This is a genomic window from Pseudomonas viridiflava, assembly GCF_003702045.1.
GTDB lineage: Bacteria > Pseudomonadota > Gammaproteobacteria > Pseudomonadales > Pseudomonadaceae > Aquipseudomonas > Aquipseudomonas viridiflava_C.
In genome coordinates this window covers 131718-148837 of sequence record NZ_RBTP01000042.1, presented here as the reverse complement: position 1 = coordinate 148837, position 17120 = coordinate 131718, and the positions used below count along the sequence as shown (strand labels likewise).

22 protein-coding genes are annotated in these 17120 nt (G+C 58.1%); 8 read left to right on the top strand and 14 right to left on the bottom strand.

Annotated elements, in window-relative coordinates; genetic code table 11:
- Positions 1-2 precede the first annotated feature (2 nt).
- The 8 genes from ALP40_RS14060 to sctU are packed head-to-tail and all read left to right on the top strand — an operon-like array spanning position 3 to position 4939.
- A complete protein-coding gene (locus tag ALP40_RS14060; RefSeq protein ID WP_122208860.1) occupies positions 3-449 on the top strand; it encodes a type III secretion protein in 447 nt (148 codons plus the stop codon).
- A gap of 6 nt (positions 450-455) precedes the next feature.
- Positions 456-1049 carry a type III secretion system HrpP C-terminal domain-containing protein gene (locus tag ALP40_RS14055; protein WP_122208859.1) on the top strand — a complete coding sequence of 198 codons (594 nt, stop codon included), beginning with the start codon at positions 456-458 and terminating at the stop codon, positions 1047-1049.
- The gene (locus ALP40_RS14050) at positions 1046-1762 is read left to right on the top strand and encodes a type III secretion system protein (protein ID WP_122208858.1); all 717 of its coding nucleotides are present in this window, start codon (positions 1046-1048) and stop codon (positions 1760-1762) included. Before ALP40_RS14055 ends, ALP40_RS14050 begins: the two co-directional genes overlap by 4 nt.
- Complete coding sequence (locus ALP40_RS14045) at positions 1752-2144, top strand: FliM/FliN family flagellar motor switch protein (protein WP_122208857.1); 393 nt, start codon at positions 1752-1754, stop codon at positions 2142-2144. Before ALP40_RS14050 ends, ALP40_RS14045 begins: the two co-directional genes overlap by 11 nt.
- Positions 2141-2794 carry a type III secretion system export apparatus subunit SctR gene (gene sctR / locus ALP40_RS14040; RefSeq protein ID WP_057409078.1) on the top strand — a complete coding sequence of 218 codons (654 nt, stop codon included), beginning with the start codon at positions 2141-2143 and terminating at the stop codon, positions 2792-2794. Before ALP40_RS14045 ends, sctR begins: the two co-directional genes overlap by 4 nt.
- 7 nt (positions 2795-2801) lie before the next feature.
- Positions 2802-3068, top strand: a complete 267-nt coding sequence (gene sctS / locus ALP40_RS14035; protein ID WP_007248486.1) for a type III secretion system export apparatus subunit SctS — start codon at positions 2802-2804, stop codon at positions 3066-3068.
- Positions 3069-3863, top strand: a complete 795-nt coding sequence (gene sctT / locus ALP40_RS14030) for a type III secretion system export apparatus subunit SctT (protein WP_122208856.1) — start codon at positions 3069-3071, stop codon at positions 3861-3863.
- A complete protein-coding gene (gene sctU / locus ALP40_RS14025) occupies positions 3860-4939 on the top strand; it encodes a type III secretion system export apparatus subunit SctU (RefSeq protein WP_122208855.1) in 1080 nt (359 codons plus the stop codon). The genes sctT and sctU overlap by 4 nt, the downstream gene beginning before the upstream one ends.
- Before the next feature lie 506 nt (positions 4940-5445).
- Here sctU and ALP40_RS14020 read toward each other — a convergent pair.
- From ALP40_RS14020 to ALP40_RS13950, 14 genes are all read right to left on the bottom strand, one after another.
- Positions 5446-5793, bottom strand: a complete 348-nt coding sequence (locus ALP40_RS14020; protein WP_057409081.1) for a hypothetical protein — start codon at positions 5791-5793, stop codon at positions 5446-5448.
- 2 nt (positions 5794-5795) lie between these two features.
- Positions 5796-5999, bottom strand: a complete 204-nt coding sequence (hrpT, locus tag ALP40_RS14015) for an HrpT family type III secretion system protein (RefSeq protein WP_122208854.1) — start codon at positions 5997-5999, stop codon at positions 5796-5798.
- Complete coding sequence (gene sctC, locus ALP40_RS14010; protein ID WP_122208853.1) at positions 5996-8089, bottom strand: type III secretion system outer membrane ring subunit SctC; 2094 nt, start codon at positions 8087-8089, stop codon at positions 5996-5998. The genes hrpT and sctC overlap by 4 nt, the downstream gene beginning before the upstream one ends.
- 1 nt (position 8090) lies before the next feature.
- Positions 8091-8522, bottom strand: coding sequence for a type III secretion protein (locus ALP40_RS14005; protein WP_181113703.1), 432 nt, complete (start codon positions 8520-8522; stop codon positions 8091-8093).
- Positions 8509-8733, bottom strand: a complete 225-nt coding sequence (locus ALP40_RS14000; RefSeq protein ID WP_057409085.1) for a type III secretion protein — start codon at positions 8731-8733, stop codon at positions 8509-8511. The genes ALP40_RS14005 and ALP40_RS14000 overlap by 14 nt, the downstream gene beginning before the upstream one ends.
- Before the next feature lie 82 nt (positions 8734-8815).
- Positions 8816-9397, bottom strand: coding sequence for a type III secretion system stator protein SctL (gene sctL / locus ALP40_RS13995; RefSeq protein ID WP_122208851.1), 582 nt, complete (start codon positions 9395-9397; stop codon positions 8816-8818).
- 40 nt (positions 9398-9437) lie between these two features.
- Positions 9438-9968 (bottom strand): type III secretion protein, encoded by a 531-nt coding sequence (locus ALP40_RS13990; RefSeq protein ID WP_122208850.1) that lies wholly within the window; start codon positions 9966-9968, stop codon positions 9438-9440.
- Positions 9965-10771: a type III secretion system inner membrane ring lipoprotein SctJ gene (sctJ, locus tag ALP40_RS13985; RefSeq protein WP_122208849.1), complete on the bottom strand. Its 807-nt coding sequence runs from the start codon at positions 10769-10771 to the stop codon at positions 9965-9967. Before sctJ ends, ALP40_RS13990 begins: the two co-directional genes overlap by 4 nt.
- A gap of 9 nt (positions 10772-10780) precedes the next feature.
- Complete coding sequence (gene sctI, locus ALP40_RS13980; protein ID WP_122208848.1) at positions 10781-11155, bottom strand: type III secretion system inner rod subunit SctI; 375 nt, start codon at positions 11153-11155, stop codon at positions 10781-10783.
- Between the two features lie 26 nt (positions 11156-11181).
- Positions 11182-12195 (bottom strand): type III secretion system effector HrpZ, encoded by a 1014-nt coding sequence (hrpZ, locus tag ALP40_RS13975; protein ID WP_122208847.1) that lies wholly within the window; start codon positions 12193-12195, stop codon positions 11182-11184.
- A gap of 51 nt (positions 12196-12246) precedes the next feature.
- Positions 12247-12573: a hypothetical protein gene (locus tag ALP40_RS13970; protein WP_122208846.1), complete on the bottom strand. Its 327-nt coding sequence runs from the start codon at positions 12571-12573 to the stop codon at positions 12247-12249.
- A gap of 94 nt (positions 12574-12667) precedes the next feature.
- Entirely contained in the window at positions 12668-13576 is a 909-nt protein-coding gene (locus ALP40_RS13965) for a sigma 54-interacting transcriptional regulator (protein WP_122208845.1), read from the bottom strand.
- Between the two features lie 46 nt (positions 13577-13622).
- Complete coding sequence (locus ALP40_RS13960) at positions 13623-14561, bottom strand: sigma 54-interacting transcriptional regulator (protein ID WP_122208844.1); 939 nt, start codon at positions 14559-14561, stop codon at positions 13623-13625.
- A 1072-nt stretch (positions 14562-15633) separates the two neighbouring features.
- On the bottom strand, positions 15634-17100 hold the full coding sequence (locus ALP40_RS13950; protein ID WP_122208842.1) for a transglycosylase SLT domain-containing protein: 1467 nt from the start codon (positions 17098-17100) through the stop codon (positions 15634-15636).
- Between the last annotated feature and the right edge of the window lie 20 nt (positions 17101-17120).

Genomic DNA, 17120 nt, shown 5'->3' with positions numbered 1-17120 from the left:
CGATGGACGACTCGCTTGAAGAAGACCCGCAGCGGGCGGCATTCGAGCAGGTGATCGGCCTGCTCACTCCATTGCGTCAACACCGTCAGGCCAGTGCAGAACGGGCGCAACGCCAGGCACAGGTGGAACTGAAATCCATGCTCGACCACTTATCAGTAACCAGAGCGTCGCTGGACCGGGAACGTGACCAGCAAAAGCAGCAACGCGAAACACTGGCGCAAGCCCATCTGGAAAGAACCATCAGCCGTCACGATGTGGATCGATGGCATGCGCGCGAGAACACCATGCTCGACTGTCTGGCCGCCATCCGCCAGGACATTCAGCAACAGCAACTGCGGATCGATGAACAGCAAGCCCTGGTACACGAGCGACAGCGACAAGCCAAGGCGTCTCAGCGTGCAGTCGAAAAACTGGCCTGCATGAGCGAGGCACTCAACGAAGAAGGTTAAGCGCCGATGTCCACTGCGATCAAACATGCACCAAAAGCACCGCCCACGCCTCAACGCCAGGACACTGAAGTACACGAGGCACCGGTATCGCCACGACGCCCGGTGCAGTCCTGTCGCGTACCTGCCGGGCCGGTTGAAAAACGTCTGGCTTCGGGAGGTCTCGGCCGTGGCGATTCGCTCTCCGGTCGATCATCAAGCAGATTCCTTGAAGACGACCCGATCAGCGCCGACGGTCTGTTCTTTTCCCAATTGCTGATACCGCCGGTGGGCGAAGAGCCCGACGCGCAGAGCTTTGCTGGCGGCAGTCTGGACCTTTCGGCAAAAACCGAGCCGGTGCCGACACAACTGATTGATGAGCTGGCGCAGCGTCTGCCTGAGCAACCGCCGGGTCCGCTCAACTTCACGTTGCTGATGCAGAATCTGGGCAAGGTCCGCGTCAATGCCGAAAAGACCGACAATCGCTGGAGCATCCAGGTGGGATTCAGCCGTCGTGACGTCCTCAAGCGTGTCAACGGCCACTCGCGGGCCTGTCGTGATGCGTTGTCGCAAGCCTTGGGCCAAGACGTCGACCTCGACTTTCACGAAGACCTCCAGGCATGAGCGCGCTGCACCTGCGCAAGGTTGACCCGCTGCTCGCTCAAGCCACGCGTGCGCTGGGTGCCGGGCAGTCCCTCGCCTTCGAAGCACAGGGCCAGCGCGGCGAGCTGACGCTTCTGCCGCTGGTGAACGGGCAGGAAGCGCCCGCCAATGGCATCTGGCTCGACAGCGCCGCAGGGCCCATGTGCCTGAGCGACGCCGAAGCTGTGCTGAGCCTGTTGGGCGATGCGCCACTGACCTTGGGCGGCGAACATCAGGACTGGTACTGGCAGTTTTTCAACCAGCGTCTGAGCCCGTCCATTGCCGACGTGCTGGCCCCGCTCGAACCGTTGCTCGATGCGCCCGACGACGCTTCGTTTGGCTGCCGGGTTCAGGTTCGTCTAGGTGGGGAGTCGCTCCACGCGCACCTGCACAGCCCATCGCACACGTTGCTCAGGCTGTTGCACTCAGCGCCCTGGCAGGCTCGATACAAGCCTGTGGATGACACCTGGCCAGTGACGACGCCGCTGATTATCGGCGAGCTGGTACTCACGCTCAATGAACTGGCATCGCTGCGCCCTGGAGACGTGGTGTTGCCTGCCCGTTGCCAGTTCGACAGCGCGGGACAAGGTCGTCTGGCACTGGGCGGACGGCAATGGGCCGCGCACGTCGACAGCCAGGCGCAACAACTTTTTCTGCGGCTCAGCCACGAGGAGCATGGTCACGATGAGTACTGAGGATCTTTACCAGGAAGAGGTCGACTACCTGGACGACGATGACGAGACGGCAGGCGAGTTCAGCGAAGACGATCATGCCGCCCCCTTGAATGAACATTCCTGGCAGAACTCGGAAACAGCTGATGACGAACAATCGCAGGCTGTTACCGAACCGGCTGCATTCGAGAGCCTGACGCTGGACCTGACGCTACGCTGCGGTGAGCTCACGCTGACCCTCGCCGCGCTTCGACGCCTGGACGCAGGAACGATCCTTGAAGTCGCAGGCATTGCGCCGGGACACGCCACCCTCTGCCACGGCGAACGGGTCGTGGCCGAAGGTGAACTGGTGGATGTCGACGGCAGGCTTGGTTTGCAGATCACCCGAATGGTGACCCAGCCATGATCATGGACGGGACGAACCCGATCATGCTGGCGCTGTTTCTGGGTTCGCTGTCGCTGATACCGTTTCTGCTGATTGTCTGCACGGCCTTTCTGAAGATTGCCATGACACTGCTGATCACCCGCAACGCCATAGGGGTGCAGCAGGTGCCGCCCAACATGGCCCTGTACGGCATTGCGCTGGCCGCAACGATGTTCGTCATGGCCCCGGTCGCTCATGACATTCAGCAACGGGTCCACGATCATCCCCTGGAACTGGGCAGCGCCGACAAACTGCAAGCCAGCCTGAGAACCGTAATCGAACCGCTACAACGCTTCATGACACGTAACACCGACCCGGACGTGGTGGCTCACCTGCTGGAAAATACCCAGCGCATGTGGCCCAAAGAGATGGCAGACCAGGCGACCAAGGACGATCTGCTTCTGGCAATCCCGGCCTTCGTGATGTCGGAGTTGCAGGCAGGCTTCGAGATCGGCTTTCTGATCTACATCCCGTTCATCGTCATCGATCTGATTGTCTCCAACCTGCTGTTGGCGCTGGGCATGCAGATGGTTTCACCCATGACCATTTCCCTGCCACTCAAGCTGCTGTTATTCGTGCTGGTGTCGGGCTGGTCCCGCCTGCTCGACAGCCTCTTCTATTCGTACATGTGAGGCAGTCATGGAAGCGTTGGCGTTGTTCAAACAAGGCATGTTTCTGGTGGTCATTCTCACCGCCCCACCTTTGGCTGTGGCGGTGCTGGTGGGGGTGATCACCTCGTTGCTGCAAGCGTTGATGCAGATCCAGGATCAAACACTGCCGTTCGGCATCAAACTGGGCGCAGTCGGACTGACGCTGGCCATGACCGGTCGCTGGATCGGTGTCGAACTGATCCAGTTCATCAACATGGCCTTCGACCTGATCGCACGGTCCGGGGTCAGTCACTAGATGCCCTTCGACGCGCAATACATTTATGAGCTCATGATGGGCATGGTGCTGGCAATGGCGCGTCTGTTGCCTTGCATGATGTTGGTGCCCGCCTTCTGTTTCAAGTACCTCAAGGGCCCGCTTCGCTACGCCATACTGGCGGCGATCTCGATGGTGCCTGCGCCCGCCATCAGCCGTGCGCTGGGCTCGATGGACGGTAACTGGTTTGAAATCGGTGGCCTGATCATCAAGGAATCGGTGTTGGGCACGCTGATGGGGTTGCTGCTGTATGCGCCTTTCTGGATGTTCGCCTCGGTCGGTGCATTGCTGGACAGCCAGCGCGGCGCATTGAGCGGTGGGCAGATCAACCCAAGCCTGGGCCCGGATGCAACGCCTTTGGGCGAGTTGTTCCAGGAAACCATGATCATGCTGGTGATTCTCACCGGCGGGCTGTCATTGATCACTCAAGTCATCTGGGACAGCTACACCGTCTGGCCACCCACCGCCTGGCTGCCGGGCATGACCGCCGAAGGCCTGGATGTTTTCCTTGAGCAGTTGAATCAGACCATGCAGCACATGATGCTGTATGCAGCGCCCTTCATTGCGCTGCTGCTGCTGATCGAAGCCGCGTTTGCAATCGTCGGCCTGTACGCACAACAGTTGAACGTGTCCATCCTCGCCATGCCGGCCAAGAGCATGGCCGGGCTGGCGTTTCTTCTGGTCTACCTACCGACACTGCTGGAACTGGGCACCGGTCAGTTGCTGAAGCTGGCAGACCTTAAGTCCCTGTTCGGCCTGCTGGTGCATGTGCCGTGAGCGAAAAAACAGAAAAGGCCACGCCCAAACAGATACGTGATGCCAGGGAAAAGGGCCAGGTCGGGCAGAGTCAGGACCTGGGCAAGCTGCTGGTGCTGATGGCCGTGAGCGAGGTGACACTTGGCTTGGCCGATGAGAGTGTCAATCGTCTGCAAGCCTTGCTGGCCCTGTCCTTCAAAGGCATCGACCGCTCCTTCCTGTCGGCCGTCGAACACCTGACCAGTGAAGGTCTGTCGGTACTCATCAGCTTCACCTTGTGCAGCGTCGGCCTGGCGATGCTCATGCGCCTGATCAGCAGCTGGGCGCAGATCGGCTTTCTGTTCGCGCCCAAAGCCTTGAAGATCGATATCAACAAGATCAATCCCTTTTCCCACGCCAAACAGATGTTCTCGGGACAGAACATTTCCACTTTGCTGCTGAGTATTCTCAAGGCCGTCGCTATCGCGGCAACGCTGTACAGTCAGGTAAAACCGGCATTGGGCACCCTGATCATCCTGGCCAACAGCGATCTGGTCACTTACTGGCATGCCTTGGTCGAATTGTTCAGGCATGTTCTGAGGGTCATCCTGGGTCTGTTGCTGGTGATTGCAATGGCTGACTTTGCGCTGCAGAAATACTTCCACGCCAAGAAGCTGCGCATGAGTCATGAGGACATCAAGAAAGAGTACAAACAGTCCGAGGGTGATCCGCACGTCAAAGGCCATCGCCGCCAGCTTTCTCACGAAATTCTCAACCAGGAACCCACGGCTGCGTCCAAACCGGTGGAAGACGCCGACATGCTGCTGGTCAACCCCACGCACTACGCAGTAGCCCTGTATTACCGTCCGGGCGAAACCCCTTTGCCGTTGATTCACTGCAAAGGCGAAGACGAGGACGCGCTGGACTTGATCGCCCGGGCAAAGAGAGCCGGCATTCCAGTGGTTCAGAGCATCTGGCTGGCCCGCACGCTGTACCGCGTCCAGGTCGGCAAATACATCCCCCGCCCTGCCCTGCAGGCCGTCGGTCACATTTACAAAGTGGTTCGCCAACTGGACGAAGTCACCGATGAAGTGATTCAGGTCGAAGTCGAGCTGTAGATCCTTTCTCCTTAACCACCTCGCAGCCTGTATATCCGATACCCCCCCAAGGCTGCTGCGCAGCCTATCGCTGCCGTCGTAACCTCCGTGAGTTCCTACGGGCGGACTCGATACCGTAGGAGCGGACTTGCCCGCGATCTGCCGAGCACCGGCAGCAAAACCGGTACACGCGGTGTGTCAGACAAAAACAAGGGTCCGCTGCGCAGCCCATCGCTGCCGTCGTAACCTCCGTGAGCTTCTACGGGCAGGCTCAAAACCGTGGGAGCGCGCTTGCCCGCGATCTGCCGGGCACCGGCAGCAAAACCGGTACACGCGGTGTGTCAGTTAAAACCCAGTGTCTGATGCGCACCCCATCGCTGCCGTCGTAACCTCCGTGAGCTCCTACGGGCAGGCTCAAAACCGTGGGGCAACCGGACGAAGCTATCGCAGCGAACGCCAATGCAAAAAAAACCGCTTCCACATGGCGGAAGCGGTCATTTTTCAGTCAAGCAGACGTCCTCACGGGGCTAGGCCAAATGAACAAGTCCCGCCAGGATCAGCTCATTGCGTCGGATGTCATCCAGGTTGGTGACTGAATCAGGCGCGTCGCTGACCGCATGCCACACCACAAAATCACGCTGTACATCCAGAAACAGGAAGTAGTTATTAAACCGCTCTGCCTCTGAAAACCTGAGCTGCAGTGCCTCTCGCAATTGTTCGGGGCGCAGCGCCCGGCCTTCGATGTGAAGTGCAATTCCCCAGTCGTGGTATTCACGACGGCTGACGAAAGCCACCCCACTTGCCACGGGCCATACGGCAGGATTTTGAGCGGCGACCTGACTGTAGAACGCCACTTTTTCCGTTACCTCAATCATCTTCAGTCCCTTAACTGCACAACGGTATAGTCCTGCTCGTGATCGCTTTCATCCACCCCCTGACGCATGTCTGGCGGCCACCAGATCACCAGTTCACGGTTGGTGGAGTCAGGCCGTTTACAGGCGTAACCCTTGCAGCCATTGGTCGTGCATCCTGCCAGGGTCGCGAGCAGAACGAGCAATATGACAACACTGCGGCTTTTCATGGTGCGGTTCTCCTGAGCAGCGAAGGTCTGCTTTCCTTGGCCATTTTCGATAGCTGAGGCTGGCGCATAGCGATGTACACTTCGCTTTCCTCACCCGGCTGTACCCATGCATGAGGCCAAGCAGTAACGCCGATCACCCAGCGACCGCCGCATCGGCTTTCGTCGATACGCACCGGCTTGTTGGTGTTGTTGTGCGCCACCACTACCGCAACGCCCCAACCTTTCTGGACAAACCACTGCGAACGCGTCTGATCAAGTGTCAGCCCCTCGCCCGGATCGCAGAGGCTGTCGGTTTCGAAGGGCATGGTTTCGCCCGTATGCATACCGGGTGGCGCAACACCGTCGACCATTTGCGTGAAGACATTCTGAACATCGTTCCGGGTAGGCAGGTCTCCGCCGTCACGACGCTCCTTGATGGTTTTCATCTGGGCATCGATGTCGTGCGGGTTACCGTTTTGTACGTAGCGCGCCGGGTTGACCTGATCGCCAATCAGTCGCGGCGTCAGGATGAACAACCGCTCACGGTGATTGATTTCACGGCTGCGCGACTGAAACAGCAGTTTGCCGATGTAGGGAATGTCGCCCAGCAGCGGGATCTTGTGAACCTTGTCATTGGCTTCAAGGCCATGAAATCCGCCGACGACCAGTGAACCATGCTCGGCGATGACCGCCTGGGTGCTGACGTTTCCTTTGCGTACGCTCGGCTGGTCGGCATTGATGTCCGAGACATCGATTTGACCGTCCTCGATGTCGACAATCAGCTGCACCTGAGGTTTGCCATCGTGATCCAGCGAGCGTGGAATGACCTGCAAGCTGGTGCCAGCGGTGATGGGCTCGATATTGGCCACACGCTCGGACGTCGCGGTGATGTACTCGGTTCGACTGAAGTCAATCACGGCGGGTTGGTTTTCCAGCGTCAGAATCGACGGATTGCCGATCACAGACGCTGAGCCATTGCCTTCCAGCGCGTGCAGTTCGGCAGAGAACTTGCCAGCATTCTGAATGAACAGTGTCGAGGTGGTGCCCGCGTCAAACATATTGACGCCGCCCGATTTGAAGTTCCAGCGGCTGGCCAGCTCAGCCAGTTCGTTACGGTCGATGTCCAGGATCACCGCATCGATTTCAATCAAATTGCGCGGGACGTCCAGCTCTTTGATCAGCTTCTCGTACATGGCCTTGCGGTCAGGCAAGTCATAGATCAGAACCGCGTTGTTACGAACGTCGGCACTGACGCGGATGTTCGCACGACCACCCCCGGCTTTACCTTTGCCAGACTTCTTGCTGCCGTAGCTCAAGACCCGGTCAAGGCCTTGCTGCAGGGCACCGGTGTCGATGCCGTTGGCACTCAGGTTGTAAGGCACATTGGGTTCATCCGAACCGCCGCCCTCCGAGAATCCACCGCCTGGACGACCATGCCCCAACAGGTTGACGCCGTTGATGGAATCGCCGCGAGAACGGGTGTCCAGCAACTCCTGAAGAATGCTCGCCACACCGGCGACGGTCAGTTGCTGATCACGATACCGAATGGTGCGATCCGCGGCGTTCGCATACTTGAGCGGGAACACGACCACGTCCTGCTTTTCGCCCTTGTCGGTCGAGTCGACTTTTTTACTGTAGTCACGCACCAGGTCGACGTACTTCGCAGGGCCGCGAACCAGCACGACCCCTTCGTTGGGCAGCGAGCCCCAACCGAAGCGCTTGTCCAGCAGGCCCACATCAGTCAAGGCGGTCTGCAGGTCATCCACGGCATCGGAGGACACTTCGATGCGTGCCGAGGTGTGCTCACTGGCCGGGCTGATGTACAGCGTGTCGTTGTAGACAAACCATTGGAAGTGATACTCCTGAGCGAGCCGCTCAAGAAACTCCTGGGGGTTTTGGGCGCGGATCCGGCCGTCGAGTTTCCCCGAAATCGGTGCCATATCCAGCGCCATTCCGAACTCTTTGGCAAAGTCGCTCAAAGCCGTACTCAATTCAGTTTCCCGAGCATCATAGGCGTAGGCCGTGTGCTTCCAGGAATCGGGGATGGCCGCCCATGTCGGTGGGACCATCCCGATCAACAACAAAGGCAACCACATCAAGGCCTTACGCATTTCACACTCCCGGTTGCCGGTGATTGAGGGTCGTGCGCCCGGAAAAGGCGGACACGTTAGTGACGAGGGTGGTATGCATCAGGCTGAGCAAGGCCGCACGCTGGTTGGCCAGGCTTTCCAGATAATTGAGCAGATCATCGAGGCCACACGGGTTGGGAATCCAGCAGACCAGAACCATGCAACCCGTCTGCGGGTCAATGGCGAGCGCGCCGTCACAGGCGCAAGCCAGGCTTGCGCCACCTTGACTGAGTAACGCCTCGATGCGCTGGGGATCGTTGGCATCGAATGGATCGAGCAATTCGATGCTGCAGCGCACGCCGTCGCCCTGCACTTCCAGGCGCACGTTGGCGTCGTCGACCCAGCAGTCCAGCGGGGTCAGCGGACGCTGAGCACACCACTGCCCGAGGACCGCCTCAAAATCACTGAAATCCATCGATGACATTTTTGGTCAGTTTGTAGCTGGCTTGCTGGCACTGGTCAGCAACGTTGGAGGCGACAGCCACCTGCTGGCTGGCTTCGCTGAACGCATCGATATCGTCGGCAGTGATAGGTCCGTTACCCCCGCCCAGAACGTCATCGATTTGGGACATGGCACGGGTCGTGGTGGTGTCGAGGTTATTTTGCAATGACTTGAAACTGATCATGCACGGATGCTCCAGCAAAAAGGTTCAAACCTTGAGTGGAGCAAACCCCTAGAGCGGTTCCAATTTTGCTGCAACAGTGGTTTCAGGCAGGTGACCCTTCACCTGCCAACCCATTGCGCAGCGTCGTCCACTCGATGTCGAACGCACCATTGGCGTCGCTCAGACGCAGACTCTCGACCGCAATCGCAGCATCGCGCTTGAGCTGCCAGTGCTGGGCAAACCGACTGGCCGCCAACCATTCGGCGACCGTATCGGCAATGTCCGGATGCGCGCTCAACGTGGCCACCGCGTCATTGAGCTGGCTGGCCGCCAGATTTCTGGCCAGTGCCCGGGCCCGCTCGGCGAGCGAGGTTTGGTCCAGTAACTGCTTCAGTGAGTCGCTCAATAACTGCTCAACCGTTTCCATCGCCTGTTGCTGCAGCGCTTCACGCTGCCTCTTGAGATCAGCCAGAAACACATTGGCCGATACCCAGAACTCGGCCAGTGCCTGTTGCTGAAGTCGGTCTGATTGCGCCTGCTGGCGAGTGATCATTTCTCGGACCTGTACCTGTGCCTCAGCCAGAATGTCTTGGGCCAACAGGCTCTCGGCGATGGTTTCACGGCGCACGATCGGTTCCGGCAACAGCGCAGCGGTCGTCAGCGCAATACTGCGTTTGGCAAACATGGGAAACTCCGGCGCGGATGATTCAGGAAAAAAATCGAATTCAGGCCGCCGAGACACGCCACATAACGGCCTGCCACAACGTTTGAAGTTTGTTATCCGGTGCTTCGCAAAGGTCGTCGATGACCGCTTCTGCCGGCCAGGCGAGGCGCAGCCGCGACCAGTAAGCGTGGCCCAGCCAGGCGCCCAACACGGTGCGTATATCGACCACCTCGGGAGCCAGCCAGACACCGGGCCGCAATGCTTTGGTCAAGCCCCAGCACCACTGCCCGTCAACACCTTCGGTTTGAGTCCGGGAGAAACAGATGAGTTGGGCCAGCACCAGTGCTTTGTCCCGCTGCGCAGGCGACAAGGCAATCCAGCTCATCAACGGCTCGACCGGTTCGGGCGGCTGGCTGGGCTCGATGCCCACGCTTTTGAGAAACACCGTGTGTCGACTGCTCATCAGTGAGTCACACGCCTGCATCGGGATGCCCTGCTGCTCGGCGAACCGTTGCTGCCAGGACGGATGGGCCCACCGCCACGGATTGCACCACCAGTGGGCCCATAGATCCTGGGCGGTAGAGCCCGTCATGTGCGTGCCGGAAGATTCGAGCTGCCACGCCGGCCCAGACCAACCCGCTGCAATACAGCGGCGCGCCAGTCACCGCGCAACAGCATGACCACGATCAACAGCACCAGTGCGACAGCCCCCGGCACCAGCCAGAGCATGAGGTTCCAGAACGGCAGATTGACGCTGTCCAGCTTGAACGGGCCAAAACTGACCCATTGGGTGGTTTCCTGAAATTCCGACGCGGGCACGAAGACGATGGAGAACTTCTTCGACTCCGCAGCCTGTGTCGACATGCCGGGAATACTGCTGGCAACCATTTGCTGGATTCGTCCACGCACGCTGTCGGGGTCCAGGGCCGTCGAGTGTTTGATGAACACCGCAGCGGATGCAGGCTGGACCGGCTCCCCTGGCGCAATGCGTTCAGGCAGGACAACGTGAACCCTGGCCACGATCACCCCGTCAATCTGCGACAAGGTCGCTTCCAGCTCTTGAGACAGTGCATAGATGTAACGTGCGCGCTCCTCAAGAGGGGTGGAGATCACCCCCTCTTTTTTGAAGATCTCCCCCAGACTGGTACGTGACTGGCGGGGTAACCCCGCCGCATCGAGCACGCGTACGGCCCGATTCATGTCCTGGGTTGCGACCGTCACCACAACGCCGCCTTTCTCCAGACGCTTGCGCGCATCGATGTGCTGATCGGCGAGGCGTGCGACCACCTCGTTGGAATCCTGCTCGGACATGCCGGTGAACAGATCGGTTTCGTCACTGCACCCGCCGAGCATCAGCATGCACAACAGCAGCAGCCCTGCACTCAGAAATCTCACGGAGAACCTCTACTGCAGGTTGGTCAGCTTATCGACCGCTTGCGCGGTCTTGCTTACGACCTTGGTTGCGAACGCAGTCTGAAGTGAGCATTGCGAGAGTGTTCGGGTCATCGCCGCGATGTCCATTGCATCGGCACTGCCTGCTGCCTTTTTCATAGACCGCATGGCTTGCTGAGACATTTTTTCGGTTTCGCCCAACCCACCGGAAATCGCACTGGCGATATGCTCGGAAAGCGGGGCACCTTTAGACACCGCATCGGGCCGCATGGCGGCGCTGAATAAATCGACATCCGCCTGGTCAGGCTCTGCAACGAGACCTTGGGGCACCTCCTGCTCAAGCTCTGGCGAGAGGCTTTTGACTTTACTGAGATGGGAAATGGTCACGTGATTCTTCTCCAGGCGGATATCAGTCAGGCAACAGCCTGGTTCTGACGGTTTTGCATGAGGGTTTGGACGAGCATGCCTGCGATGTCTGCGGCACTGGTCTTCAGATCACCGCCTGCATTACTGCCCAGGCTGCCCTGAAGCGAGACTTCCAGCCCTTTTTCAAACAGGCCGCCCAATAACCGCCCCATGTCGAAGTCCGTCGCCACACTGTCGGGTTGACTGCCGGGCTGCCGGACCGGGGAAGACGAGGAGCCCAGACCGCCGCCGGACAAGACCGACTGCAACCCCAAATCCACCATTTCCCCCACCATTTTGCCGAGGCTGGAAGCACCTTCCCCCGACGAACCGCCATTGAAGCTGGTCGTCAAATCGCTCGCGGGATCCTGGAACGAATCCGTCGGGCTGCCCAGACCACCGCCTGCGCTCATGCCACCGGCTTCGTTCTGCTGGCTACCCAATTGCTGACCAATGATGTCCAGGGCGGAGCGAAACTGAGCGGTTTCATCACCGTCCAGAAAATTGTCTTCGGTGAGTTCCTTGGCCCATGAGCCTGCATCCGGAGCGGGAAACTGGGCGGGGTTGTCATCCATGAATTGCGCGATCTTTTTCAGCATCGGCATATCATCTTCGGAAAAACTCGTTCCGTTGCTCTGCTTGGTCAACAGATCGTTAAGTGCCGCCTTTGCCAAACCGTTCAGCACTTGCGTCATCAGGTCGGGCTGTCCGGCGCCTGCGGCAGGACTGTCCGCGGAGGCACCAAAATTGTCGCCCAGCTTTTCGTGGATCAGCTTGTCCAGCGCGGCTTTTATGTCTTCAAGACCGCCGCCAGCAGTGCCATCCGCGTCCATCGCCTTGGCGAGCATTTTGCCCAGTGGCGAGCTTTGGTCCAGTTGACCGTTCTGCATCAGCTCATGAGCCAATTGCGCGATGACATCCTGTAACGCCTTGCTGGACGTACTTGCGCTTGCTTCAGGGCGTACCAACACAAGCGACATGGTCGGGCTCTGCAACGAGCTGTTAAGACTTAGACTCTGCATCACATTCCCCTCAAGGTAGCAGCCCCTTCACTGCGAAGGGGCACTCAAAAGTCAGAACTGAACGACAGAGTTTCTGATCTTGCTCGCAACGATCTGGTTTGAAAGTGCCTCTTTTTTGTCCTCGAAACCTGCCATCATGCTCGTCTCACGCAGCAGCCCGTTTTCGCTGTCAGCAGTGCTGTCCAGTTCGGCGCTTTTCTTGTCACCGCTGCGGATGGTGTCGCGGGTGGCGTCGATGCTGTCGGTGCTGCCAGTGTTCTTTGTCAGCGCGACGTTGCGATCAATGGCGCTTTTGCCGCTATTGATACCTTGGGCCACGCCACCGCCAGTGTTGATGACTTTGTTTGCCAAGCCGGAAAGTGAACTAGTGACTGTCATAACCTTGTGCCCCTTCGTCTAAACAAGCGTAATTGCTTGGTACAGCTAGGTGGCGACGGCCAGTGAATCGGTTCCAGCGTGCTTGCAAAAAAAATCAGATCTGCAATTCCTTGAGGCGTCGGTACAGCGTACGGCGCGGCATATCCAGCTCCTGGCTCACCGAGTCGACGCAGTTCTGGTGGCGCTTGAGAGCCTCCTGAATCAGCGCTTTTTCGATTGCACGCAGTTGCATCTTGAGCCCGCACCCGTGACGCTCCTCCTCGGCAGGCCCGACGCCAAGCAACGGCAGACCGAGCACGAACCGTTTGGCTGCGGCCTTCAACTCACGAATGTTTCCGGGCCAGTCATGGTCCAGTAGCACTTGCTGCAACTGTGGGCAAAGCTTGGGAACCAGCACATTCAGCTCCCTTGCAACGGCCGTTGCAAAACGCAGAAACAGAGGCACGACGCGTTCCGGCTGAGCACGCAGGGGTGGCAACTTCAGGGTCAGCACATTGAGGCGGAAGTACAGGTCGCGACGAAAGGCGCCCTCTTCCACCGCGTCGTCCAGCGAGCGTTGGGCCGACGCGATCACGCAGACATCCAGCTTGATCGAGGCAGTCGACCCCAATCGTTCCAGCGCCCGGGTTTCCAGAACACGCAGCAGCTTGGCCTGCAGGCTGAGCGACATGCTATCGATCTCATCCAGGTACAACGTACCGCCCTGTGCCGCTTCGATATAGCCCGCCCGGGAACGATCAGCGCCGGTGTACGCGCCGCTGACTACGCCGAACAGCTCACTCTCTGCCAACGACTCGGGAATGGCCGCGCAGTTCATCGCAACGAAACGGCCTTTGCGACCGGACAACCCGTGGATGCGTTTGGCAATGGTGTCTTTACCGGTGCCGGTTTCCCCCGACAGCAGCACATCGATGCCCAGTTGAGAAATACTTTCGGCCACGATTCCCAGATTTGGAACACGCTCGTGGTCCAGATCATCATCGAATCCATCTTGAACAATCATCCATAGCCTCTACAAAGCAGTGGTGCATAAACACAAGAGAATCCGATCAGGAAGCGACGGCGATTTGCGCCGCAACCCCCAACTCTTTCATACGGTGATACAACGTGCGCCGCGGCAGCTCAAGCTCCTGGAGCACCGCGTCGACGTTGTGCCGATGCCGCTTGAGCGCATCCTGGATGAGCCTTTTTTCGATCACTCGCAGTTGGGTACGCAGACAGGTATCAAGCTGTTCCGATTCGAGCAACTCGGCACCCAGCAACGAGAAGCCCAGCACGAACCGCTTGGCGGCAGACTTGAGTTCGCGGATGTTGCCGGACCAGTCATGGCTGAGCAAGATCTGCACCCGCCTGCTGTCCAGCACGGGAGCGCTACGACCGAACTCGGCGGCAATGTCCTGGGTGAACTGGTCGAACAACGGCAAGATCTGTTCGCGACGCATGCGCAGAGCGGGCAACTGGAGCGTCAATGCATTGAGCCTGAAAAACAGGTCGCGACGGAAAAGTCCTTGTTCCACCAGTTCATCCAGCGGGCGCTGGGCAGAAGCAATCACCCGTAAATCCACGGGGATAAACTCGGTCGAGCCGAGACGTTCGACGCCTCGATTCTCGAGCACATGCAGCAACTTGGCCTGAAGGCTCAACGGCATGCTGTCGATCTCATCCAGGTAAAGCGTGCCGCCGCTGGAGGCCTCGATGTACCCCTGACGCGAACGGCAAACGCCGGTAAAGGCGCCATTGGACACGCCGAAAAGCTGGCTTTCGGCCAGGCTTTCGGGGATGGCTGCGCAGTTCATGCCAACGAAAGGCCCTGAGCGACTGGACAGTTCGTGAACGGCATTGGCCAAGGTGTCTTTGCCCGTGCCGGTTTCCCCGCACAACAGCAGATCCATGTCCAGAAATGCGCTATTCATGGCGACTTGATGACCCTCCGACAGCGTGGTGACGCCTAAACGCTCTCGAACATCTGTAATAATTGTAGTGTTCATCGATCACTCTCACCGTGAATGCCAAGTGGAACATTAATAGCACGTACTACAAGGCACACAATGACTAATTTAGTTCCCCGACACATGAGAAAAAGATCACAAACTTGAGAATTACTGTCATAGTAGCATCATCATACAACAGCGCTTATTGAAGAAAATTTCATTCTTAGGAATGATTATCGCCAGCATTCTTCCGTGGCCATAAACCTGTCTAGCCCTACCCATAAAATCATAAAAATCCTTTATTTTCATGCAGTTAATAGACACCTGCACTTCCGGCTCGCCGCAAACCCGAGAAAAATCCGACAGTTCAGGCGCTCCAAAAGCGAGCAGCCTATTTAACAAACACCTTTCCTATTATTGGAAACAGCTCAACTAAAAATCATTAACTCCACGCACAGTGATAACGGCACCGCCATACGCCGCACCACGAAGATTTATAACAACCCGCTCCACTTAAACAGTATAAAAACAACTAACAGAGACTCCCTACTTACACCAACTTTCTTTAACTTTTGATAAAAAATTACGGTAACAGTACATCCCCATCCAAAACCCGATAAGGCTTTGCTCGCGGTTCGGATTTCCGAACGCTGCAGCATTGAAGGATCGAGAAGGCCCCTAGAGGTCCCGATTTTTCGACTTCTTTGGCACTGAAGCCGGGTTGAAAGCCCATTCGGCAAACCGAACGACGCTCTGATTGTTTGACGAAAGTCATCGAAAAAGGGATTAAACAGTCAGCGGAAATGATTCAGCGTAGGACAATCCAACGATCCCGATAATGGCAATACCCAATCCGGATCCATAAAGCCCGGTGATACCGGGACATCACTGAAAATGTTTCTAAATATTTGTAAATATTCATTTACACATGGTTACAAAAGTTCAGAGAAAATACGAAACCTGCCAGAAAGAAATATGGCGTCCTGCCATCCGCTGCCCACATAAAAGCTGATCGATTGGATGAAAATACATCGATTTAGATAGGTTTTTTTGAGATGCACACGCGAAAAAGCACCAAAAAAGTGCATTTTCAGGACTTTTCAATTTTTTCGAGGCGAGAGGCAAACGCTTATTGGCGTGGATCGCTGGCGAACACGACAACCCGTGGACCGGTTGGAAGCTCACGTGGCCCCGTGCGGTATTCGCTGTCGTCACGTTTCCGAGGCGACGAATGGTCTTCAAACGTCTGAATGATGCGCGTCGGTTTTGTTATAGAAGCCTGGGCGATGACAGGCGCGCTCGCACCCGCCTCAGGCTGTACAGCAGTTTCGTCGTTGCGGACCGGTTGCACAGCAGCCGGTTTGGGTTGAACAGCAGACGCCTCACCGACAGCCAAGGCTTCAGGTGGTGGCTTGCGTTCGCTGACCTGCTCGGGCTGAACCGCCCTGATCACAGGCACTCGCTCGGCAACCTGTACGGGGCGTTCGGTGCTGATTGGTGGGAGGCGCTCAGCCACTTGCCGCTGTGTGCCCTGCTGAACGGCAGGAATGACGGGAGCCTCGCCCGTGATGCGCGTGATGCCTGCCGTCAGCACCTGCCTCTGAGTCTTGGGGATCAATAGGTGCCCGGGCCCCTCAGGCGTCTTTTTGCGCACAAAGGCCGAGTTCAGCCGAAGCAACTGGCCTTCGTCCACCCCCGCCGTCGCTGCGAGTTGGGTCAGGTCAACGGAATGGTTGAGTTCCACTACGTCAAAATAAGGCGTGTTCGCCACGGGAGTGAGCTTCACACCGTAGGCATCCGGATCACGCACCAACAGCGAAAGGGCCAGTAACCGCGGAACGTAATCCTGGGTTTCCCTGGGCAATGACAGGTGCCAGTAGTCGGTTGGCAGGCCACGGCGTCTGTTGGCCTCGACCGCGCGCCCCACGGTGCCTTCCCCAGCGTTGTAGGCCGCCAGCGCCAGCAACCAGTCGTTGTCGAACTGGCCATGTAGCCGCTCCAGGTAATCCATTGCCGCCTTGCTGGACGCAACCACATCACGACGCGCATCGTAGGACGCGCTTTGATGAAGGTTGAAGTTTCGTCCTGTGGACGGAATGAACTGCCACAGGCCGGCCGCCGCGGCCGACGAGTTGGCCATTGGGTTATAGGCGCTCTCGATCATGGGTAGCAGCGCCAGCTCCATCGGCATCTGTCGCTCATCGAGACGCTCGACAATGAAATGCAGATAAGGGCTGGCTCGCTCGCTGGCCCCCCGCAGGAAGCCCCGGTTACTCAGCAACCAGTCGCGCTGCCGGGCGATCCGCTCATTGACCTGCTGATCCTTGAGCAAGATGCAGCGTTGGGCAACCCGCCTCCAGACGTCGTCACCGTTATAAGGAGGCAAATCACTGATCGTCTCACCGCGCCGTGGTTTCGCTTCAGGGGCGTGCGCCTCATAGCCCCATCCACCGACCAGTCGCGGCCCGCGCACGCCCTGTGGCTGCGAGTAGTTCGTGGACTGACAACCTGCACACACCGTTCCGAACGCCAGAACAGCGATCTGAATCGAGCGGGAGAGCGAGCGGCGATTCGCGGATGGATGAAAGGCTGACATGAGCGGCGACGTCCTGAGCG

Excerpts from the sequence above, each read along its gene's own strand:
- ALP40_RS14050 (WP_122208858.1), top strand. The coding sequence starts at position 1,046 with ATGAGCGCGCTGCACCTGCGCAAGGTTGACCCGCTGCTCGCTCAAGCC.
- sctC (WP_122208853.1), bottom strand. The coding sequence starts at position 8,089 with ATGCGTAAGGCCTTGATGTGGTTGCCTTTGTTGTTGATCGGGATGGTC.
- ALP40_RS14055 (WP_122208859.1), top strand. The coding sequence starts at position 456 with ATGTCCACTGCGATCAAACATGCACCAAAAGCACCGCCCACGCCTCAA.
- ALP40_RS13965 (WP_122208845.1), bottom strand. The coding sequence starts at position 13,576 with ATGATTGTTCAAGATGGATTCGATGATGATCTGGACCACGAGCGTGTT.
- ALP40_RS13960 (WP_122208844.1), bottom strand. The coding sequence starts at position 14,561 with ATGAACACTACAATTATTACAGATGTTCGAGAGCGTTTAGGCGTCACC.
- ALP40_RS14000 (WP_057409085.1), bottom strand. The coding sequence starts at position 8,733 with ATGATCAGTTTCAAGTCATTGCAAAATAACCTCGACACCACCACGACC.
- ALP40_RS13950 (WP_122208842.1), bottom strand. The coding sequence starts at position 17,100 with ATGTCAGCCTTTCATCCATCCGCGAATCGCCGCTCGCTCTCCCGCTCG.
- sctT (WP_122208856.1), top strand. The coding sequence starts at position 3,069 with ATGCCCTTCGACGCGCAATACATTTATGAGCTCATGATGGGCATGGTG.
- hrpZ (WP_122208847.1), bottom strand. The coding sequence starts at position 12,195 with ATGCAGAGTCTAAGTCTTAACAGCTCGTTGCAGAGCCCGACCATGTCG.
- ALP40_RS13970 (WP_122208846.1), bottom strand. The coding sequence starts at position 12,573 with ATGACAGTCACTAGTTCACTTTCCGGCTTGGCAAACAAAGTCATCAAC.
- ALP40_RS13990 (WP_122208850.1), bottom strand. The coding sequence starts at position 9,968 with ATGACGGGCTCTACCGCCCAGGATCTATGGGCCCACTGGTGGTGCAAT.
- ALP40_RS14060 (WP_122208860.1), top strand. The coding sequence starts at position 3 with ATGGACGACTCGCTTGAAGAAGACCCGCAGCGGGCGGCATTCGAGCAG.
- sctR (WP_057409078.1), top strand. The coding sequence starts at position 2,141 with ATGATCATGGACGGGACGAACCCGATCATGCTGGCGCTGTTTCTGGGT.
- ALP40_RS14005 (WP_181113703.1), bottom strand. The coding sequence starts at position 8,522 with ATGGATTTCAGTGATTTTGAGGCGGTCCTCGGGCAGTGGTGTGCTCAG.
- sctS (WP_007248486.1), top strand. The coding sequence starts at position 2,802 with ATGGAAGCGTTGGCGTTGTTCAAACAAGGCATGTTTCTGGTGGTCATT.
- ALP40_RS14020 (WP_057409081.1), bottom strand. The coding sequence starts at position 5,793 with ATGATTGAGGTAACGGAAAAAGTGGCGTTCTACAGTCAGGTCGCCGCT.
- ALP40_RS14045 (WP_122208857.1), top strand. The coding sequence starts at position 1,752 with ATGAGTACTGAGGATCTTTACCAGGAAGAGGTCGACTACCTGGACGAC.
- hrpT (WP_122208854.1), bottom strand. The coding sequence starts at position 5,999 with ATGAAAAGCCGCAGTGTTGTCATATTGCTCGTTCTGCTCGCGACCCTG.
- sctL (WP_122208851.1), bottom strand. The coding sequence starts at position 9,397 with ATGTTTGCCAAACGCAGTATTGCGCTGACGACCGCTGCGCTGTTGCCG.